Origin of the sequence: uncultured Bacteroides sp. (assembly GCF_958445495.1) — a bacterium.
In the GTDB taxonomy this organism is placed as follows: domain Bacteria; phylum Bacteroidota; class Bacteroidia; order Bacteroidales; family Bacteroidaceae; genus Bacteroides.
The window spans coordinates 1-13526 of the sequence record NZ_CAUCSQ010000079.1 but is presented as its reverse complement, the minus strand read 5'-3'; the positions used below and the strand labels follow the sequence as shown (position 1 = coordinate 13526).

General features: G+C 39.2%; 17 protein-coding genes and 1 pseudogene. 16 read left to right on the top strand and 2 right to left on the bottom strand.

Annotated elements, in window-relative coordinates; all coding sequences use genetic code 11:
• Positions 1-518 (top strand): 30S ribosomal protein S2 (gene rpsB / locus Q5076_RS17060; RefSeq protein ID WP_303014928.1); only part of this gene is annotated, 518 nt, incomplete at its 5' end.
• A 121-nt stretch (positions 519-639) separates the two neighbouring features.
• A complete protein-coding gene (gene tsf, locus Q5076_RS17055; protein WP_303014927.1) occupies positions 640-1632 on the top strand; it encodes a translation elongation factor Ts in 993 nt (330 codons plus the stop codon).
• Between the two features lie 174 nt (positions 1633-1806).
• Here the strand turns inward: tsf and Q5076_RS17050 are convergent, their stop codons facing one another.
• The gene (locus Q5076_RS17050) at positions 1807-2157 is read right to left on the bottom strand and encodes a translation initiation factor (protein ID WP_303014926.1); all 351 of its coding nucleotides are present in this window, start codon (positions 2155-2157) and stop codon (positions 1807-1809) included.
• A 167-nt stretch (positions 2158-2324) separates the two neighbouring features.
• Here Q5076_RS17050 and Q5076_RS17045 point away from each other — a divergent pair, with 167 nt between their 5' ends.
• From Q5076_RS17045 to Q5076_RS17030, 4 genes are read left to right on the top strand one after another with little or no spacing between them, the layout of a single operon-like run.
• On the top strand, positions 2325-2975 hold the full coding sequence (locus tag Q5076_RS17045) for a redox-sensing transcriptional repressor Rex (RefSeq protein ID WP_303014925.1): 651 nt from the start codon (positions 2325-2327) through the stop codon (positions 2973-2975).
• Positions 2975-3589, top strand: a complete 615-nt coding sequence (locus Q5076_RS17040) for a fumarylacetoacetate hydrolase family protein (protein WP_303014923.1) — start codon at positions 2975-2977, stop codon at positions 3587-3589. The genes Q5076_RS17045 and Q5076_RS17040 overlap by 1 nt, the downstream gene beginning before the upstream one ends.
• 19 nt (positions 3590-3608) lie before the next feature.
• Positions 3609-4091, top strand: coding sequence for a 2-C-methyl-D-erythritol 2,4-cyclodiphosphate synthase (gene ispF / locus Q5076_RS17035; RefSeq protein WP_303014921.1), 483 nt, complete (start codon positions 3609-3611; stop codon positions 4089-4091).
• 20 nt (positions 4092-4111) lie between these two features.
• The gene (locus Q5076_RS17030; RefSeq protein WP_303014919.1) at positions 4112-5119 is read left to right on the top strand and encodes a metallophosphoesterase family protein; all 1008 of its coding nucleotides are present in this window, start codon (positions 4112-4114) and stop codon (positions 5117-5119) included.
• On the opposite strand, the gene Q5076_RS17025 is transcribed toward Q5076_RS17030, so the two are convergent.
• Entirely contained in the window at positions 5109-5972 is an 864-nt protein-coding gene (locus Q5076_RS17025; RefSeq protein ID WP_303014917.1) for a hypothetical protein, read from the bottom strand. The genes Q5076_RS17030 and Q5076_RS17025 overlap by 11 nt on opposite strands.
• A gap of 369 nt (positions 5973-6341) precedes the next feature.
• Here Q5076_RS17025 and Q5076_RS17020 point away from each other — a divergent pair, with 369 nt between their 5' ends.
• The 10 genes and pseudogenes from Q5076_RS17020 to Q5076_RS16975 form a co-directional block, all read left to right on the top strand.
• Positions 6342-6983 carry a hypothetical protein gene (locus Q5076_RS17020; protein WP_303014916.1) on the top strand — a complete coding sequence of 214 codons (642 nt, stop codon included), beginning with the start codon at positions 6342-6344 and terminating at the stop codon, positions 6981-6983.
• Entirely contained in the window at positions 6971-7207 is a 237-nt protein-coding gene (locus tag Q5076_RS17015; RefSeq protein WP_303014915.1) for a hypothetical protein, read from the top strand. The genes Q5076_RS17020 and Q5076_RS17015 overlap by 13 nt, the downstream gene beginning before the upstream one ends.
• A gap of 86 nt (positions 7208-7293) precedes the next feature.
• Positions 7294-8133 (top strand): glycosyltransferase family 2 protein, encoded by an 840-nt coding sequence (locus Q5076_RS17010; RefSeq protein ID WP_303014913.1) that lies wholly within the window; start codon positions 7294-7296, stop codon positions 8131-8133.
• A gap of 34 nt (positions 8134-8167) precedes the next feature.
• Positions 8168-8830: a hypothetical protein gene (locus Q5076_RS17005; protein WP_303014912.1), complete on the top strand. Its 663-nt coding sequence runs from the start codon at positions 8168-8170 to the stop codon at positions 8828-8830.
• A gap of 23 nt (positions 8831-8853) precedes the next feature.
• Positions 8854-9642: a hypothetical protein gene (locus tag Q5076_RS17000; RefSeq protein ID WP_303014911.1), complete on the top strand. Its 789-nt coding sequence runs from the start codon at positions 8854-8856 to the stop codon at positions 9640-9642.
• A gap of 118 nt (positions 9643-9760) precedes the next feature.
• Positions 9761-10402 (top strand): hypothetical protein, encoded by a 642-nt coding sequence (locus Q5076_RS16995; protein WP_303014910.1) that lies wholly within the window; start codon positions 9761-9763, stop codon positions 10400-10402.
• Entirely contained in the window at positions 10390-11625 is a 1236-nt protein-coding gene (locus tag Q5076_RS16990; RefSeq protein WP_303014909.1) for a glycosyltransferase family 4 protein, read from the top strand. The genes Q5076_RS16995 and Q5076_RS16990 overlap by 13 nt, the downstream gene beginning before the upstream one ends.
• A gap of 36 nt (positions 11626-11661) precedes the next feature.
• Positions 11662-12342: a DUF5675 family protein gene (locus tag Q5076_RS16985; RefSeq protein WP_303014907.1), complete on the top strand. Its 681-nt coding sequence runs from the start codon at positions 11662-11664 to the stop codon at positions 12340-12342.
• The gene (locus Q5076_RS16980) at positions 12339-12950 is read left to right on the top strand and encodes a hypothetical protein (RefSeq protein ID WP_303014906.1); all 612 of its coding nucleotides are present in this window, start codon (positions 12339-12341) and stop codon (positions 12948-12950) included. The genes Q5076_RS16985 and Q5076_RS16980 overlap by 4 nt, the downstream gene beginning before the upstream one ends.
• A gap of 227 nt (positions 12951-13177) precedes the next feature.
• Positions 13178-13526 (top strand): annotated as a pseudogene (locus Q5076_RS16975) (hypothetical protein); the annotation flags it as partial.

Genomic DNA, 13526 nt, shown 5'->3' with positions numbered 1-13526 from the left:
TCCGTAAGGCTGTGAAGAAAATGGCTACTATCGATAAATTGACTAACGATGGTACTTATTCAAATCTTTCCAAGAGAGAGATTCTTCAAATCTCCCGTCAACGTGCGAAACTGGACAAGACTTTAGGCTCTATCGCCGACCTGACCCGTCTGCCGTCTGCATTGTTCGTTATCGATGTAATGAAGGAAAATATCGCAGTCCGTGAGGCGAACCGTCTGGGTATTCCTGTGTTCGGTATCGTGGATACTAACTCTGATCCTACAAACGTTGACTTTGTAATTCCTGCTAACGATGACGCTACTAAATCTGTAGAGGTTATCCTGGATGCTTGTTGCGCTGCCATGATTGAAGGTTTGGAAGAAAGAAAAGCTGAAAAAATCGATATGGAAGCTGCCGGCGAAGCACCTGCTAACAAAGGCAAGAAGAAATCAGCTAAAGCAAGACTCGACAAGTCTGACGAAGAAGCTATCAATGCGGCGAAAGCTGCTGCTTTCTTGAAGGAAGACGAAGAGGCTTAATTATATTGATGTGCCAATTTGCTAATGTACAAGGGTATGTTTATACGCTTGTATCTTGATTGGCAGATTGGCACATTTCTTGTTTTGAAAATTATTATTCATTTAAATAAAGGAAATTATTATGGCTGTAAGTATGGCTGATATTACCAAGCTGCGTAAAATGACCGGAGCTGGTATGATGGATTGCAAAAATGCGTTGACTGAAGCTGAAGGCGATTTCGACAAGGCAATGGAAATTATCCGTAAAAAAGGACAGGCTGTTGCTGCTAAACGTTCAGAACGCGAGGCTTCCGAAGGTTGCGTTTTGGCTAAGACTACCGGCGACCGTGCTGTTATCGTTGCTTTGAAGTGTGAAACTGACTTTGTGGCTCAGAATGTTGATTTCGTGAAGCTGACTCAGGATATTCTCGACCTTGCCGTAGCTAACAAGTGCAAGACTTTGGACGAAGTAAAAGCGTTGCCGATGGGTAACGGCACTGTACAGGATGCGGTGATTGACCGTAGCGGTATCACAGGCGAGAAGATGGAACTGGACGGTTACATGACGGTAGAGGGAGTAAGCACTGCTGTTTACAACCACATGAACAGAAACGGCCTTTGTACGATTGTCGCTTTCAATAAGGAAGTGGACGCTCAGTTGGCTAAGCAGGTGGCTATGCAGATTGCCGCTATGAACCCGATTGCTATCGATGAGGATGGGGTTTCTGAAGAGGTGAAGCAGAAGGAAATCGAAGTGGCTATTGAGAAGACGAAGGCAGAACAGGTGCAGAAGGCTGTAGAGGCTGCTTTGAAGAAAGCCAATATCAATCCGGCTCATGTGGACAGCGAAGAACACATGGAAAGCAACATGGCTAAAGGTTGGATTACAGCCGAAGACGTAGCGAAGGCAAAAGAAATCATCGCTACCGTTTCTGCCGAGAAGGCTGCAAATCTGCCTGAACAGATGATTCAGAACATCGCTAAGGGTCGTCTGGCTAAGTTCTTGAAAGAAGTTTGCTTGCTGAACCAGGAAGATATCATGGACGGTAAGAAGACGGTAAGGGAAGTGTTGGCTGCGGCTGATTCTGAACTGAAGATTGTTGACTTCAAGCGTTTCACATTGAAGGCTGAATAATTTTCTCCTGAAAATATGGAAAACGGTCACTGCGGATATCCGCGTGGCCGTTTTTTTATGTCTTGTCTCTACGGTTTGCCAAGCGGGTTTGTCATTTGTCGCAAGGTTGCCGGGCTTCCCGGAGTTTGAACAGATTTTTTAGTTTGAACAAATCTTTTGTCAATCCGGTTTGATTTAACCGCCTGCGCCTTTCGTCCGGTCATATCCTTCTTTGATAAGCAATTCTATGATTTTGGCTTTGAAGTCTCCCTGTACGATGATTTCCCCGTCTTTTGCCGAACCGCCTGCCCCGCATTTGTTTTTCAGTAACTTGCCGAGCTCTTTCAAATCGTTTTCCGTACCGACGAATCCGGTGATTAGCGTCACCACTTTGCCGCCGCGGTTCTTTTTGTCAATGGAGACCCGAAGGTTCTGTTTGTTTTTGTCAAGGGTGGCTTGTTCTCCGTCATCATCCGTCTCATAGCTGAAATCCGGATTGGTGGAGTACACGATGTTCAGTCTGTCTTTCCAGTCGTTATTTTTCATACTTGTCTTTTTTATTTCTTCTCAAAAGTATCAAACTTGCGGGAAAGAGCAAAATATGAAGCTCTTTTCATTGTTTTGTTTAATCTCTATTAAGTTTTCCGATATTGGGTTGTCAGTCTCAAAAAATAATGTACTTTTGCAAAATACCAAATTTTGTAATAAGAAGTATGAGCACATCTATACGGAAAGAGGCGGATAAAGTGCCGGAGCCTACCTTGCGCAGACTTCCCTGGTATCTGTCTAATATAAAACTGATGAAAGAAAAAGGGGAACAATATGTCTCTTCTACACAAATTTCTAAGGAAATAAATATTGACGCTTCCCAAATCGCCAAAGACTTGTCGTATGTCAATATTTCGGGACGTACAAGAGTCGGTTATAATATTGATGCGCTGATTGAAGTATTGGAGGGCTTTCTCGGATTTACCGATATGCATAAGGCTTTCTTGTTTGGTGTCGGCAGCCTGGGGGCGGCTTTGCTTCAAGATTCGGGTTTGCATCATTTCGGATTGGAGATTGTTGCGGCTTTTGATGTCAATCCGCAACTGGTAGGGAAAGACTTGAACGGGATTCCTATTTTTCATTCCGATGATTTTGAAGTGAAGATGAAGGAGTATGATGTGAATATCGGTGTGCTGACAGTGCCTATCAATATTGCTCAGGAGATTACGGACAAGATGGTGGAGGGAGGAATTAAGGCTGTGTGGAATTTTACTCCTTTCCGTATCCGTGTGCCGGAAAATATCGTGGTGCAGAATACTTCTTTGTATGCTCATTTGGCTGTTATGTTTAACCGGTTGAATTTTAACGAGAAATAATGAAGATTATTGCAGTAGGGATGAATTATGCCCGGCATAATGAGGAATTGGGACATACGAAGGCTAATACGGAACCGGTGATTTTTATGAAGCCGGATTCTGCTATCTTGAAAGACGGAAAGCCGTTTTTCATTCCGGACTTTTCTAACGAAATCCATTATGAGACGGAGCTGGTTGTCCGTATCAACCGTCTCGGAAAAAATATCGCCTCCCGTTTTGCCAGCCGTTATTATGACGCTGTGACGGTGGGCATCGATTTTACGGCGCGTGATTTACAGAGGAGATTTCGCGAATCGGGTAATCCGTGGGAGCTTTGTAAGGGATTCGACTCGTCGGCTGCCATCGGGACTTTTGTTCCTGTCGGGCATTACGGGGATATCCAGAACTTGAATTTCAGCCTGTCGGTTGACGGTAAGGAGGTGCAGAACGGGTGCACGGCGGACATGCTTTTTAAGATAGATGACATAATAGCCTATGTCAGCCGGTTTATGACATTGAAAATCGGTGACCTTTTGTTTACGGGCACCCCTGCGGGAGTGGGGCCGGTGAGTATCGGGCAGCATTTGCAGGGCTATCTGGAAGGCGAGAAACTGCTGGATTTCTATATCCGTTAATCCATTAATATACGAGTTTATGAGAATAAGAGTAGGGTTTGGATTCGATGTGCATCAATTGGTCGAGGGACGTGAGTTGTGGTTGGGAGGTATCCTGCTGGAACATACGAAAGGGCTGTTGGGGCATTCGGATGCCGACGTGTTGTTGCACGCTGTTTGCGACGCTTTGTTAGGGGCGGCGAATATGCGTGATATCGGTTATCATTTTCCGGATACCGCAGGAGAGTTTAAGAATGTTGACAGTAAGATTCTGTTGCGGAAAACGGTGGAACTGATTGCTTCCAAAGGGTATAAAGTCGGCAACATTGATGCGACTGTTTGTGCGGAACGCCCGAAGTTGAAGGCGCATATTCCTCTTATGCAGGAGACAATGGCGAATGTCATGGGAATTGACGTTGATGATATTTCGATAAAGGCTACTACGACCGAGAAACTGGGTTTTACAGGGCGTGAGGAAGGTATTTCCGCTTATGCTACGGTATTGATAGAGAAAATTAATTAATCCCCTAAAATAAATCGATTATGATTAGACCTTTAAATTTTTACTTAACACTGTTTTCTCTATTGGTAACGGCTTTGGGTATGGCTCAAGAGAATAAGCTGGAATTCGGCAAGGACGGTAAATTCAAGATTGTGCAATTTACCGATGTGCATTTTAAGTATGGCAATCCGGCTTCCGGTGCGGCATTGGAACGTATAAACCAGGTGCTTGACGCCGAACGGCCGGACTTGGTTATCTTTACCGGGGATGTCGTCTATTCGGCTCCGGCTGATTCGGGCATGTTGCAGGTGCTGGAACCGGTGGCTAAACGCAAACTTCCTTTTGCGGTCCTTTTCGGCAATCATGATAATGAGCAAGGAATGACACGTGAGCAATTGTATGATATAATCCGTACGGTTCCGGGTAATTTGCTGCCTGACCGGGGGACGGCTTTGTCACCGGATTATGTATTGGCTGTGAAATCGTCTTCCGGTTCTGGAAAGGATGCGGCTTTGCTCTATTGTATGGATTCTCATTCTTATGCTCCTTTGAAGGATGTGGGCGGATATGACTGGCTTACTTTTGAACAGGTGAGCTGGTATCGCCGGCAGAGCGCGGATTATAAAGCGCGCAATGGCGGACAGCCGTTGCCGGCTCTTGCGTTTTTCCATATCCCTCTGCCTGAATATCACGAGGCTGTCCGTGATGAGAATGCGGCTTTCCGCGGAACCCGGATGGAGGAAGCTTGTTCGCCCAGGATAAATACGGGCATGTTTGCTGCCATGAAGGAAGAGGGAGACGTGATGGGGGTATTTGTCGGACATGACCATGATAACGATTATGCGGTGATGTGGAAAAATATCCTTTTGGCCTATGGGCGTTATACCGGCGGAAATACCGTGTATAACCATTTGCCGAACGGCGCCCGTATCATCGTGCTTGATGAGGGAGCCCGTACGTTTGCTTCCTGGATTCGCCAGAAAGACGGGGTTGTCGATAAAATCCGTTATCCGGCCAGTTTTGTCAAGGACGACTGGACTAAACGTTGAGGCTTGCGAATTTCACATGGTTGAGCCGTGTGTATTTTGAACCGTAGCTTTCGTATCGGCGTGACACCCGTGCGGATGCAATGTAGATAATATCTCCCGGTCGGTATTCATGTTCTATCCCGGATAGGGTGCATGAAACCGCACTGGGATTTTTTGACGGGATGCTCATTACGACCAGGTTTCCGCCGGCATCGGTCAAGGTCAGTATTTGTTTGACGAAGAACTGCGGGACAGTTCCTTTTATTTTAGTCTTGTACGGGTCGTCTTCCAGCCGTACGCGGATGACTTTTAGCTTTAAATCCGTAAGTTTCTCTCCCGGTTCTCCTAAATATCGGCTCGAAGAGCGTTTTTCTTTAGACTTCCTCATCATGATGTCCAGATGTACGGAATGGTAGGCTTGCGCTATTTTGACAAAACGTTCTTGTTTCGGTATTTTCGGAGTGAATTTGTAGGCTATCCAGCTCAAATAAGCCGGGTCTATCTTCAATATCTCATGCAGGTAATGTCCCCGGTATTTCCCGAAGAAGATAAGGTCGTCGCCGTTGCTCTGCATTCTTTTTTCATTGTAGTCTACAAGGATAAGGCAACGCCTGGAATAATAAAACATCGTACTTGCCATCCGGAGGGATTCATTGATGTCCGGTGACAGCTCATGGATATAGAGAATGGATTGTTTCTCGGGCAGGGGAGAGTAGAGCCAAAGGGAATAGTTTGGTTTCCCCGTTCGGGGCAACACCACCAGATAGACTCCTGCCTCTTTAAAAGAGGCTCTGCCCCGGTTGTATTCATTCAATTTGGCATACAATAAGGCTTGCTCATTTTCGGAAATGTCCGGTAATCTAGGGTTAGCCATAATTGTTCTCGCTTTTGGTATATTTCAAATATAAGGATTTTCTTTCAGAAAAGCAACTTTGGCTGTTATTTATTCATCAACTTCTTTCTCTTCTTCCTTATCACAAGTTTCCATCTCGGTATTACTTAGATGTATATCTAGGGATATCCTACATGTACGTCTAGGAATTACCAAGATGTACATGTGAGGATAACTGTTTATGCATCAAAGTTACATGATTATTATAAAAGAGATGATAGATTTTATAGAATTTGCGTAAGTGATATGTTAAATATAATAAATTTTATGTAGGTGATGTGGGGGTAGAAGAACCTGCGGAAGAACCTGCGGTGTATTTATTATATTAAACATGATTTAAATTAAAGCAAAATGACTGCTGACCTTATATCTAAAATAACTGACTATATTCTATTGAATGCTTATTCAATAAATTCATCCGGATTCTATCATGGAAAAGCGGGCGTTTCTTTAGCTCTTTTTGAAGTATCCCGATTGTTGCAAGATGATTATTTGGAAGAACATGCATTTGAGTTACTTCAAGAGTCCCTGCTTTATAAAGGTGAAGATTTAGGCTTTGCCGATGGTTACGCAGGCATTAGCTTCGTATTCCACTATTTAATTGATAATAAATTTATTGATGCTGATATTGATGAATTATTTGGTGAGCAGGAATTGGAATTGCAATCATTCGTTGGAAAAATGATTTCTGTAACAAACATTCCCACTTCTACTTTATCTATTTGTATTGATCGGCTTTATTTATTAGGTTGTGAAGAGGAACGAAACAAAGAAGAAATAGAGCAGTTAGAGTCTTTTCTATTCTCGTTGTCTGAAGAAGAATTAGAAACTAAACTATTGGAAATAATGAGTTCAAACGGCATAAGTATTAGCTATGCTGACGGACTTGCCCGTTGGTTACTTTATGTAGTTTATATTGAATCTTTTAAACGTGCTTTGGATATATCAAGATTTGACAACTTGTTTAAACTTATACCACTATGGAAAAGATAAATCTATTTTTGATTGATATGAGTGATAGTACGGTTTCCGGAGTAACTCGTTATTTGGAAACTTTACTCCGAGGCTTGGCGTCTCATTCGGATATAGATGATGTTACCATCGCAGATTTTGAGAGCAATCTCAAAGGTAATCTGTATAAGATATGGAATCGTATGTGTTCGGGAAGTTATCTTCCTTCCGCAGTGAAACTGGTGGAAATCCCCAAATCAAATTAAAGTAAGAGGGAATACTCTCATACATTAGTGATATATTATGCTTGTTACTCCAATGTTAGTGTTCAATTATCGTAAAGTCTAAAAGAATGAGTGAAATATCTGTAGTGATGACTACTTATAATGCTGAAAAGTATGTGGCGGAAGCAGTAAAGAGTGTTCTAAATCAAACATTTGATAATTTTGAGTTCATAATTGTAGATGACGGCTCTATTGATGACACAAGAATCATCATCCAGTCTTTTAAGGATGCACGAATTAGGTTCTTTGAAAATGGTCATGATTTTATTGGTTCTTTAAATATTGGGGTTGATCATGCATCAGGTAAATATATCGCACGTATGGACGCGGATGATATAATGCATTATAAACGTTTAGAAACTCAATATAATGTAATGGAAGAATCATTGAATATAACAGTTTGTAGCTCTTGGATGAAAGTTTTTGGGGAGAACATATTTGAAGATATAATTGTATCATCCCTTTTGGGGATAATTGAATGTCCACTTCTTTACTTGCTAAAAGAGAACATCTTATTTCATCCTACTGTAATGATTCGTACAGATTTTCTTCGTAAATATTCATTAAAATATGAGAAATATGAGTATGCGGAGGACTATAAATTGTGGGTAGAAATAGCAAAATGTGGCGGGCGATTTTATATTGATTCTCGCCCTTTACTTTCTTATCGTATCAATTCCAGACAAATAAGTTGCCAAAAAAAGGAAGAACAGAAAAGAACAACTTTACGAATTCAAAGAGAGGTGTTGGGGTATTTGATTAAAAAGAATAAAGACAAGTTTCGAAGCCTTTCAATCATAGTAGAAGGAATGGCTTTGGGGAAGGAAGAAAATATAATGGCAGATAATGATATTTTATTTTTTTTCCATGATGTATTTATTAAGAATAAGAGAAAGTTGATTTATTAATCATGGAGGTATAACCTCCCTAAAATATAGGAATATGAGAAAAATAACAAAAAAGAGTTTGGAAGAATTGGCAGAAGTAATGCCGATTATTCACGAGGTAGAGGCTAAAAGTTTTGTTGGGGGAACAATTTATTTTGATATAAGTGGAAATCGTTTGGGAACAGTCGGAAGTTCGGATGAATTACGAGTGGTTGCTAAAGAAGAATGGGAAGATTATGGCAATCACTTAGGATTTAATACCGAAAAAGATTATAGTAAGATGGGAATGTCTTTATCTGCTGCAAGTGATAGGGTGAAGACTATTGTAACATCAAGCTATGCAAAGAATTTAGGTTTTCTAGGAGCACAAGTGAGTTCGAAAGTTCATTTGAGTGGAGATGCTGGTATAAGGCCTGATAACCCCTCTATAGTTTTAATCCAACATGATTCAATGATACTGAATCATGAGAATGATTTGATTAATACTATGAAGCATGAACAATATCACTATATAACAGGAAGTGTTGAAGATACGGCTAGTAATGAAATAGGTGCTATTGAATATCAAATAAGTCAGTCGGAATATCCTTCGACATCTAATGACTATAAAATTATAACAGGAGATTATCTATATATGCAATGGCAGAGGGCGGGTATTGCAGGTACTCCTGGTCATTATAAACTTGATGCTTATAAGAAATGTATGGTTATTTTGTAGATTGCCGAAAAAAATATATACTTATGAATAAATTGTTTATTACAATCTGTTGTGTGTTAATCACTACATTGGGTTATTCACAACAAGTTTCTGTTACTGAAAAGACTATAGCGAGAGAGGATTTTTACAACAAAGAATATGCGGATTATTGGCGAGTTGATGATTCTTGTGATACCCTATTGTTGGAAGATGGTACTCCTGCATTGCTTTTGCGGACTCCTATCCGCTATATAGATGGATATACTGGATTATTTCGCACACATGAGTCCATTTATGATTGTGAGGTTCTTTTTACTGAGCACTCAGGTTTGGGTGCTCGTGGCTATTTTATGACTTGGCGACTTAAAGATAAAAAAATATATCTTGAGAAAGTTTGGTGGAATAGGATAGAGTTGTTTGAAGCTGATAATGATGGTAATTTGAAGCCACGGAGGGACCCGGATGTATCACCTGAAGAAATAAAGAAGCGAGTTGAGCTATTGACTTCAAGAAAATTCAATGAAGAAGGGCTTTTGTTTGCTGATTGGGTGACAGACAGGGTTTTTATTACGAAATATCACCCTTATCGACGGACTAAGGAAAGTCTTGATATGCTAATTCAACCTTTGGATGAAATATTATCTAATCAGTCTAATACTTATTTGTCTAAAACAGCAGGTGTAGATAAAATGTGTGAAGAAGTCTCTATTTTTAATCGAACTCAAAAGATTTTTGCACTAGATTTTATAAAAGGTGAACTAAGGCAAATTTATGAATATGTAAATATTAGTCAAGGACAGTTATTAAATGATTTGGATGAGAAAACTAGATAATACTTGGATACTTTTATTCATGTAGAATAATTAATTATGAGTTTTTTGTGTTAGTGATGTGGGGATAAGGAACTTTGAAGTGTATTTATATTATACATGAATAAAATAAGAAAACACAATGACAGTTAGCCTTATAAACACAATAACTGACTATATTCTATTGAATGCTTATTCACTCGACTCTTTTGGGGTATATTATGGAAAAGCCGGAATTTCTTTAGTCCTTTTTGAGGCAGCCCGACTAATGGAAGATGATTACCTGGAAGAACATGCATTTGAATTACTTCAGGAATCTTTGCTCTATAAAGGTGAAGATTTGAGTTTTAATAACGGTTATTCGGGTATAAGTTTTGTACTTCATTATTTGATTGATAATAATTTTGTAGAAGCTGATGTTGATGAATTATTTGGTGAGCAGGAATTGAAATTACAATCATTCGTTGGAAAAATGATTTCTGTAACAAACATTCCCACTTCTACTTTATCTATTTGTATTGATCGGCTTTATTTATTAGGTTGTGAAGAGGAACGAAACAAAGAAGAAATAGAGCAGTTAGAGTCTTTTCTATTCTCGTTGTCTGAAGAAGAATTAGAAACTAAACTATTGGAAATAATGAGTTCAAACGGCATAAGTATTAGCTATGCTGACGGACTTGCCCGTTGGTTACTTTATGTAGTTTATATTGAATCTTTTAAACGTGCTTTGGATATATCAAGATTTGACAACTTGTTTAAACTTATACCACTATGGAAAAGATAAATCTATTTTTGATTGATATGAGTGATAGTACGGTTTCCGGAGTAACTCGTTATTTGGAAACTTTACTCCGAGGCTTGGCGTCTCATTCGGATATAGATGTTTGTTGGATACGCCTAATTCATTCAAGAAGACGATTAATTCATCGACAGGTTAGAGTAGATGGTCATATGGAATACATTATTCCTCTTCCATTGGTTATGGATTCCATAATAAATGAGTCGTTTTGGAATCAGAAATATAATTCGGTTGTCTTTCATATTATTAGCCATCTTTTTGAGGGGAAGAAGAATATCATTCTCCATACGCATACATTGAATCTGATAGATTTGTCACTTTATATAAAGTCGAAGGTCGATTGCAAGATTATGACTCACTTACACTGTATTCCTTGGAAAGGGATATATAACCGTAATTTGGAGCATTTTAATCATTTGTATGAGTTAGCATATGTGCATCCGACACCTGAAACCGACCGTAAGTTGATCTTGACGGATTGGGAATATCGTTCATATACGAAAGCAGACCGACTCATTTGTGTTACTCGATGTGGTGCGGATTTTGTCCGTAAAAGCGTTACGGATTCTTTGCCTCGGATTGATGTCATACCGAATGGTATGGATGACTTCTATGAAAAAAGAACGGTTAGTCACAAGAAAGGTAAACAGATACATTTGGTTTATGCGGGTGCATTATCTCCCAGTAAAGGATTACCGTTTATTTTGGATGCTTTGCGTGGTGTTATGCATCGTGGGTATGATGTACAATTACAGATTGCAGGAAACGGACATCCTCAGTTTGTCAATTCGTTGATTACCCAATATCGTGATTTGAATATAAGATTCTTGGGATTACTGCCTTTTGATGAATTAAGGAATATTTATCGGAATAGTGATATTGGCGTGATTGCTTCTTTACAGGAACAGGCAAGCTATGTGGCAGTGGAAATGTCTATGTTCGGACTTGCAGTGATTACAACAGCCGTAGATGGTCTTGATGAAATGTTCACAGATGAAATTACAGCATTAAAAGTCGGTGTTTCTTTTTCCAAAGGAGAAGGATTGAGAGTGGATGTGAAGATGCTGGAAGATAAGATCGTAGAATTGATTGAAGATAAGAGGAAGCGGCAAAAGTTGCGGTATAATGCAAGACAAATGTATTTGCAAGAGTTGACTTTGAAGCAAATGATAGAACGAACAGTTGCGGTTTATCATCAATTGGTATAGAAAATATATATATTGTTTAACTAAAAAATAAGACTTATGAGAAAAATAACACGTAGAAGTTTAGATGAATTGGCTAAAGTAATGCCGGTTATTAGTGAGGAAAAACAGAAGATGTATGTGGGTGGTACATCAGGATATACTGGCACTATCGAATACACTGGTACTACAGGATGTACAGATGTTACTGGTGTTGCTAGTCCAGCTGGTTGGACGGGATGTTATGATGGCAATAACACAGGTTATAATGATTCGGGGAATATATTGACTAGGGGTGTTCGTGTTGTAGTAAATTTAAATCGAACTGATTTTGGTAATGATTCAACATTAGGGCACTATATGGCTACTGCGTATGATGATTCAGGACATGTAGTAGGGCAAATAACAGGAGTAATGCTTGAACCAGGACGTGATTATGATAGAGAGACTGTGGCAGGGTCTGATACAGCAATCCCTTCTGGAACGTATAGTGTGGTTCCTTCCACTTATCATGGGAAATCAGGTTATTATCAAGTAGCGGGGGTTCCTGGGAGAAGTGCTATTTTGATACACCCGGGGAATACAGGTAGTGATACTTTAGGATGTTTGTTGCCTGGTACAACGGGTGTGACAGGAGTAGGAGATCCTACTGTATCAAACAGCCGTAATGCTTGTTCGGAATTGTTTGATTTCTTTGAGCAAAATGGTGCAAGTGGAGTGACTATTAATATTTACGGATGATTATTATGATTAGAACATATTCGCTTTTGTTTTTATTATTTTGTGCGGCTATGCTGGCTGCGCAAAATAATGTTGATACATTACGGTTGAACTCTTCTTATCGGGAGTTAGTACGGTATCCAAAGTCTGTAGAAATTCAAAAAGAATTTCTAGATGCATTTCCTGATACATGGAAATCCTTTTTGCGAACTTATGATTTTTACCCTAAGGGGGATTTGACTATGTATAAATCGGGTTATGACCATATTGTAAATGGTTTAGGAAAGTTGATAACCCTTTTGCCAGACTCTGTCTATTGTGATAAATTGATAGAACTTAGTATTGGTGGTAGATGGGAAGCTGATGCACCAAATTATTTGCAAATGGTTGTTAGGCAGACAATGCAAAAGAAGCCGGAAGTAATGTTTCAGCGTCTGTCCTTATTATGGCAAGGAGATATTTTCCCTTTTTGGTATTTTTTCTTTCATAGTTTATATTCTACAAAAGAAGATATACATCTATATTCTGAATTGCATGACAAAATGCAAAAGAAGTATCCAATGATTGTGAAAGATATGGAAGTTGCTTTTGTTGTATCCTCTGGGAAAGCTTCAGTTTCTCTACCTTAGAATATAAGTGATTCTTCGAAATAGATTGAGGAGAGGTAGTGATGCAGTTGATTATAAATTAGGGTGTTTAGTTCTATGTTCCAACTTTTTTTTTTGATGTTAAATTCGAGATGATATAACACATGTATGTTACTGAAATCTAATAAATTATCTCTTATTTTAGTGTTAAAATCAGAGTAAAAACAAGAACATCAAACTGAACACCCTAATTATAAATACAAACTAAAATGAAGAAAATAATTTATCTTATATTGTTAGTTTTATTAGTGTTCGCATGTCAAACAGGTAATAAAAATCATTCTGATCATATTCAGGAAGACAGAATACTTACTAAGTTGGAAAAATTATTATTACTTCCACAAAATTCGGTGTTATTATCGTATGATTTGTCAAATGATAGCCTTATGACATTTCCTGATTTATCTGGTTATAGTATTAAATTTTTGGATTTGTCCCATAATTTGTTGGATACTATTATTGTTGATAATTTACCAAAGGAATTAGAAAGGCTAAACCTATCTTATAATCAATATAAAGGAGATTTGCAAATAGAGGAAAAGACAATTCCTTATTTAA

Coding starts and splice junctions, on each gene's coding strand:
- Q5076_RS17045 (WP_303014925.1), top strand. CDS start 2,325: ATGAGCACATCTATACGGAAAGAGGCGGATAAAGTGCCGGAGCCTACC.
- Q5076_RS17020 (WP_303014916.1), top strand. CDS start 6,342: ATGACTGCTGACCTTATATCTAAAATAACTGACTATATTCTATTGAAT.
- Q5076_RS17010 (WP_303014913.1), top strand. CDS start 7,294: ATGAGTGAAATATCTGTAGTGATGACTACTTATAATGCTGAAAAGTAT.
- Q5076_RS16980 (WP_303014906.1), top strand. CDS start 12,339: ATGATTATTATGATTAGAACATATTCGCTTTTGTTTTTATTATTTTGT.
- Q5076_RS16985 (WP_303014907.1), top strand. CDS start 11,662: ATGAGAAAAATAACACGTAGAAGTTTAGATGAATTGGCTAAAGTAATG.
- Q5076_RS16990 (WP_303014909.1), top strand. CDS start 10,390: ATGGAAAAGATAAATCTATTTTTGATTGATATGAGTGATAGTACGGTT.
- tsf (WP_303014927.1), top strand. CDS start 640: ATGGCTGTAAGTATGGCTGATATTACCAAGCTGCGTAAAATGACCGGA.
- Q5076_RS17005 (WP_303014912.1), top strand. CDS start 8,168: ATGAGAAAAATAACAAAAAAGAGTTTGGAAGAATTGGCAGAAGTAATG.
- Q5076_RS16995 (WP_303014910.1), top strand. CDS start 9,761: ATGACAGTTAGCCTTATAAACACAATAACTGACTATATTCTATTGAAT.
- Q5076_RS17000 (WP_303014911.1), top strand. CDS start 8,854: ATGAATAAATTGTTTATTACAATCTGTTGTGTGTTAATCACTACATTG.
- Q5076_RS17050 (WP_303014926.1), bottom strand. CDS start 2,157: ATGAAAAATAACGACTGGAAAGACAGACTGAACATCGTGTACTCCACC.
- Q5076_RS17025 (WP_303014917.1), bottom strand. CDS start 5,972: ATGGCTAACCCTAGATTACCGGACATTTCCGAAAATGAGCAAGCCTTA.
- ispF (WP_303014921.1), top strand. CDS start 3,609: ATGAGAATAAGAGTAGGGTTTGGATTCGATGTGCATCAATTGGTCGAG.
- Q5076_RS17015 (WP_303014915.1), top strand. CDS start 6,971: ATGGAAAAGATAAATCTATTTTTGATTGATATGAGTGATAGTACGGTT.
- Q5076_RS17040 (WP_303014923.1), top strand. CDS start 2,975: ATGAAGATTATTGCAGTAGGGATGAATTATGCCCGGCATAATGAGGAA.
- Q5076_RS17030 (WP_303014919.1), top strand. CDS start 4,112: ATGATTAGACCTTTAAATTTTTACTTAACACTGTTTTCTCTATTGGTA.